Below are 344 nucleotides of genomic sequence, written 5' to 3'. Positions count from 1 at the left end.
GTGTCCGTCCGGAAATCGCAACCACTTGAAAAATTTACGATTTTGCGCCAGCTCTGTTATTGGTTTTTGGACAAAAATCTGTTACGATGCACCGTGCAACCATTTGATATGATTGACGAATGCCTGTCTAAGGGGTGCGCGGATGCGTCGAAAACGAGACCAACAACTCGACCTCTTCCAGGTGGTTTCGCAGCACCGGATCAGTAAGGAGTTCGAGGCCATCTCCGAGATTCTGGACGCCGCGCCGGAGATCCTCGACTGGGTGCACGAGGATCTGGCTCGGGCGGGTCGGACCGATCGGGGCCGGGAAGGCATGACGGCCGAGCAGGTACTCCGGTCTGGCA

General features: G+C 56.1%; 1 pseudogene. It reads left to right on the top strand.

Going from position 1 to position 344, the window contains the following annotated elements:
• Positions 1-142 precede the first annotated feature (142 nt).
• Positions 143-344, top strand: a pseudogene (locus ACYQ8L_RS18705) (ISNCY family transposase); the annotation flags it as partial.

The organism is Deferrisoma palaeochoriense, assembly GCF_054656955.1.
This window is presented reverse-complemented; position numbering and strand designations above follow the sequence as displayed.